Annotated in this window: 5 protein-coding genes and 1 pseudogene; 4 read left to right on the top strand and 2 right to left on the bottom strand. The window is 59.6% G+C overall.

Annotated features, from left to right (window positions below):
- Nucleotides 1-236 precede the first annotated feature (236 nt).
- Nucleotides 237-443 carry a 30S ribosomal protein S21 gene (gene rpsU / locus ACFMPD_RS17350; protein WP_005614280.1) on the bottom strand — a complete coding sequence of 69 codons (207 nt, stop codon included), beginning with the start codon at nt 441-443 and terminating at the stop codon, nt 237-239.
- A gap of 91 nt (nt 444-534) precedes the next feature.
- Between rpsU and ACFMPD_RS17345 the strand changes: the two genes are divergently transcribed.
- Nucleotides 535-1,743 carry an IS110 family transposase gene (locus tag ACFMPD_RS17345; RefSeq protein WP_380997238.1) on the top strand — a complete coding sequence of 403 codons (1,209 nt, stop codon included), beginning with the start codon at nt 535-537 and terminating at the stop codon, nt 1,741-1,743.
- 221 nt (nt 1,744-1,964) lie between these two features.
- On the opposite strand, the gene ACFMPD_RS17340 is transcribed toward ACFMPD_RS17345, so the two are convergent.
- Nucleotides 1,965-2,816: a LysR family transcriptional regulator gene (locus ACFMPD_RS17340; protein WP_380997248.1), complete on the bottom strand. Its 852-nt coding sequence runs from the start codon at nt 2,814-2,816 to the stop codon at nt 1,965-1,967.
- Between the two features lie 140 nt (nt 2,817-2,956).
- Here ACFMPD_RS17340 and ACFMPD_RS17335 point away from each other — a divergent pair, with 140 nt between their 5' ends.
- The 3 genes and pseudogenes from ACFMPD_RS17335 to ACFMPD_RS17325 all read left to right on the top strand — a co-directional run bounded on the left by ACFMPD_RS17335 (nt 2,957) and on the right by ACFMPD_RS17325 (nt 4,513).
- On the top strand, nt 2,957-3,940 hold the full coding sequence (locus ACFMPD_RS17335; RefSeq protein WP_380997246.1) for an aldo/keto reductase: 984 nt from the start codon (nt 2,957-2,959) through the stop codon (nt 3,938-3,940).
- A pseudogene (locus ACFMPD_RS17330) lies at nt 3,937-4,233 on the top strand (carboxymuconolactone decarboxylase family protein); the annotation flags it as partial. The gene ACFMPD_RS17335 and the pseudogene ACFMPD_RS17330, both read left to right, overlap by 4 nt.
- 40 nt (nt 4,234-4,273) lie before the next feature.
- Nucleotides 4,274-4,513, top strand: coding sequence for a carboxymuconolactone decarboxylase family protein (locus tag ACFMPD_RS17325; protein ID WP_380997235.1), 240 nt, complete (start codon nt 4,274-4,276; stop codon nt 4,511-4,513).
- Nucleotides 4,514-4,622 lie beyond the last annotated feature (109 nt).

The raw sequence follows: 4,622 nt of genomic DNA, 5'->3' as shown, positions 1-4,622 counted from the left end.
ACCGCCGTCCCAGAACTGACCGAAAAACTCTGATAAGGGGACCGGGGCAAGCCCCCGGCAACCGGTCATCGATCACCGAGACCCGCAAGCTGTCGGCTTGCGGGTTTTTCTCTGTTCACGCCCAGAAAAGCACCGACAGAACCCCCCAGCCGCAAACCAGAGCAGGAAAAGACAAACCCCCGAAGCCGGGCTACGGGGGTCGTCGTTTTCGTGTTTCTCAAAGCTGAGAGCGCCGTTTACAGCAGCCCTTCGCGTTGGGCCTTTTTCCGGGCCAACTTGCGGGCACGCCGAATCGCTTCGGCCTTTTCACGCGCTTTTTTCTCGGACGGTTTCTCGAAATGCTGCTTGAGCTTCATTTCGCGGAACACGCCTTCGCGCTGCAGCTTTTTCTTCAGGGCACGAAGCGCCTGATCGACATTGTTGTCGCGAACACTGACCTGCATGTGGTTTTCACCACCTTTCTAAGTTGAGTTGCATGGAGTTGCAGGAAGTGGCCGTATAGCAAAGCGCCCTGTTCTTGTCCAGTCCTGCCCGGTGCAAACCACGCGTGATCGACCGGACAAAACCGGCCCGCCCGCCCTCAGAACGGACAAAAACACCATGCTGGACGGTGGCTTGGCTAACTGCTGCGATGCCGGGACATGCCATTTGAATGGAGTTTCCAGCATGGTAAGGAAAGCAAAACGCATTTCGCGGTTTGTCGCCGCCGTTCAAGGCCGCCTCATCTACGTTGACTTGGACGTTCACAAGAAGACCTATTCGGTAGCGTTGTTCGATCCTGAAGATGGGATCGTTGAGACTTACACCTGTCCATCTGGCGAGGAAGCCCTGGCCGAGCAATTGGCCGGGCTTGGATGCCAGATCGCTCATGTCGTGTACGAGTCAGGTCCAACCGGATTCGCATTGTCGCGTGCGTTAGAGCGGGCCGGTTTTGCGGTTTCCGTGATTGCCGCCTCTCGCAGTCCACGCGGCTATGCGGCTGCGGCCAAGCCCGACCGCATCGACGCCGTGAAGCTCGCGACCGATTTCGCGCGTGGTCTACTGCGCCCGATTGCCATCCCCACGGTCGAGCAGGAAAGCTATCGCGCGCGCGTGCGGCGGGGGAAACGGATTGCAGAAAGCCGGGGCAAGATCAAACAGACGATCAAGGGTTTCCTTCTGGCCTCCGGTATTCAGGAACCGGCCAGCATTCAAAAATGGTCAAAGGCTGCGTCCGACGATCTGGCAGCACTGCCGATCCCACCGAGACACCGTATGGCGCTGGCTCCAATGGTCCGCGAGTATCTCTTCCTGCGTTCTGAGGACAAGCTGCTGCGTGCTGAGATCAGGACTGCAACGATGTGGATGCACCCGGAACGGTTCAACCGGGCGGAAGAAGTCACATCATACCTTGGCCTCGTACCTGTGGTCAGCCAAAGCGGCAACAGCAAGGCACGCGCGAAGCTGCGCCCTGTCGGCCAGAAACGCTTGAGAGGTATTCTTGTCGAATCCGCCTGGCAGTGGACCTGGCGCGATGCAGAGGCCAAGGCCATCTACAATCATCATTTCGCGAAGCACGGGATCGGGCAGAAGGCCATTGTGGCCGTCGCCCGCACGCTCGCGACCAAGCTTTGGCGCATGACGGTGGAAACGCCGCCTTCGCCAACCGAGGGTGCCGCGCGCGGCGTCTGGTCGGGATTACCGACGACAAAAAAAGGGCGGCACCCTCATCAACCGGCGCGTACCGAAAGCGGTACTTGGTGATCCTGCCTCCAGACAGGCACGAATAAGAAAAGGCTTACGCAGGCCGGCCAACAGCACTGTTTTGGCCCCAATTGCGCCGCGCAGAACGCGCGCGGTTAGGTCTCATGTGCAATCAATCGATGAAGGCAACGCGGGCAGAGCGTGAATTCCCTGCGGGGTGAGGCATACGTCGGCTCTTGGCAGATTTTATTCGCCGAGTTTGAGCCAGCTACCTGTCGCAACTATCCACTCAGATCGGTGCGGTGTGCATTGACAACATCGCGCAGAAAATCCGCCACTACACGGACCCGCCGGGATTGGGCAAGGTCGGTGTGGCTTACGAGCCAGATCGGTTGATCAATGCCAAGGTCTGCATCGAGGCAGATCAGTTCGCCACGGCGCGCCAGGAAGTGCGGAAGGACGGCCAATCCAAGGCCGCTCGCACATGCGGTCAGCTGCGTGGCCAGCGAGGTCGTTGTGAGTGCAGGTGCGCGCGCCTTCAACATTCGCTCGATCCATTGGGCCGCTGGAAGATGCGCGTGCGCTTCGGACCACCCGATGAAATCTGCGGCGTCAAATGCATTTGCATCGGGGTCCAGATGCCGGGCCGACACGTATTCGGGCGAGCCGTAAAGGCCGAAACCGAGTGTGCCCAGCCTTTGAATCGAGAAATTGCCCCGGTCGGGTTTGACCATCCTCAGCGCGATATCCGCATCGCGCCGGTGCAGGTTCACCGTGGCGATGTCGGTCACGATTTCCAGCGACAGGTCCGGGTAGGACGCCTTAAGTCGCACAAGGTTTGGCAGGATCAGACCTGTCGCCAGATTCTCCGCAGTGGCAAGACGAACGGTGCCGGAAACTGCTGCTTTCTCCGGTAGACCGGAGGTCAGGACCAGAGCGGCCGCCTCCATCTCTTCCGCCCGCTCAACCAGGGCCGCGCCATCCTCTGTCAAACGATAGCCGGACTGATGACGCGCAAACAGCGGCTGACCAATCGTTGCCTCCAGCCGCTCGATCCGGCGCGAGACTGTGGCGATACCGACCCCCATCTGCCCGACCGCACCGCTAAGCGTGCCTGCACGGGCGACCGCCAGAAAGGCCCGGATATCATCCCAGACAAGGTTATCTGCCAGATGTTTTCCGATTTTGAAAACCTCCTTACCATTTTCACGGGTGTTTCCTGCAAAATGGAAATGCCATGTCTGAGATCAACAGACAAGGCAAGGAGAACGACATGCAGTATCGCACTTTCGGACAGGGTTTCGACGTTTCGGCCATCGGCCTCGGTTGCATGGGGATGAGTGAGTTCTACGGCCCGCGCGACGACGCAGTGTCGATGCAGGTTTTGCACGAGGCCATTGCGCTTGGGGTCAACTTTTTCGATACGGCCGACATGTACGGACCACACCACAATGAAGAGCTGGTCGGCGCGTTTCTTGCGCAAACAGATGCGCGTCCAAAGATCGCGACCAAGTTTGGCATTGTTCGAAATCCTGGCGAATACCGCCGTAGTCTCGACAACAGCCCGGGCTACGCACGCCAAGCCTGTGAGGGATCGTTGAAGCGACTCGGGGTCGACCGGATCGACCTCTACTATGTTCATCGGATCAACCGGGATCAGGATATCGAAGACACGATGGGCGGTCTCTCGCGGCTGGTCGAGGAAGGCAAGATCGACCGGATTGGCCTTTGTGAGGTCAGTGCCGAAACCCTGCGTCGTGCCCACGCGGTGCATCCGGTCACGGCGGTGCAGACGGAATACTCGCTTTGGTCGCGCGGCGCCGAAGAGGACGTGCTGCCCACATGCCGAGAGCTGGGGATCGGTTTTGTGCCCTATTCTCCGCTGGGGCGCGGCTTTTTAACCGGGCGATTTCAGGATGGGGCCGCGTTCGAAGACGGTGACTTTCGCGCCGCATTGCCACGGTTCCAACCCGATGCCGTCACGACCAACAAACGCATCGCAGACCTCGTGAGCAGGATCGCCTCCCGCAAAGGCTGCACGTCCGCACAGTTGTCGCTCGCATGGTTGCTGGCGAAGGGTGATGACATCGTGCCCATTCCCGGCACCAAAAGACTTGCCTACCTCCGCGACAATGCCGGTGCGGTGGGGGTCACCTTGAGTGGCGAAGATCTCACCGAGATCGATGACGGGCTGGCCGCACTGCCTGTCTCGGGTGCGCGCTACACGGCAGAAGGCATGAAGGGGGTGAACGCATGAGCCGGAATGCCGATCCTCTGTCACAGGCGATGGCCCTGCTGGACCAACTGGAGGAAGGTGCCGCCCCAAAGCTGCGCGCCAACCTGGATGCCCTATCACCGGATGCGGCCGAACTCATCCTTGGCTATTCCTTTACGGATATCGTTTGTCGCAACGGGATCGACTTGCGCACCCGCGAAATGCTCACCGTAGCAATGCTGTCTGCCATGGGCACCGCGCCGGGACAGCTGGATTTCCACATGCGCGCAGCGATGAACACCGGCGTGACGCGCGAAGAGATCGTCGAGATTGTGCTTCAGGTTTCCGTCTATGCAGGCGTTCCTGCCAGCATGAATGCGATCACAGCGGCGAAGAAAGNTCACCGTAGCAATGCTGTCTGCCATGGGCACCGCGCCGGGACAGCTGGATTTCCACATGCGCGCAGCGATGAACACCGGCGTGACGCGCGAAGAGATCGTCGAGATTGTGCTTCAGGTTTCCGTCTATGCAGGCGTTCCTGCCAGCATGAATGCGATCACAGCGGCGAAGAAAGCGTTTGAGGCGGCGGGGGGGGGGGAACTGACCTCCCCTTGAAATTGAGCGCCGATAAAACGGCTTAATGTCATACTGTCACACATACGCCAGGCCAGAAGACGCCATTCCATTCCACGGCAGCACCAGTCAATCTGGGCTCATGGGCCAA

Origin of the sequence: Sedimentitalea sediminis (assembly GCF_042687825.1) — a bacterium.
Lineage (GTDB): Bacteria > Pseudomonadota > Alphaproteobacteria > Rhodobacterales > Rhodobacteraceae > Sedimentitalea.
The sequence above is the reverse complement of the archived record's forward strand: the minus strand, read 5'-3'. Positions and strand labels throughout refer to the sequence as shown.

Bases quoted from the DNA above. Each gene is read 5' to 3' on its own strand.
- rpsU (WP_005614280.1), bottom strand. From the start codon at position 443: ATGCAGGTCAGTGTTCGCGACAACAATGTCGATCAGGCGCTTCGTGCC.
- ACFMPD_RS17335 (WP_380997246.1), top strand. From the start codon at position 2,957: ATGCAGTATCGCACTTTCGGACAGGGTTTCGACGTTTCGGCCATCGGC.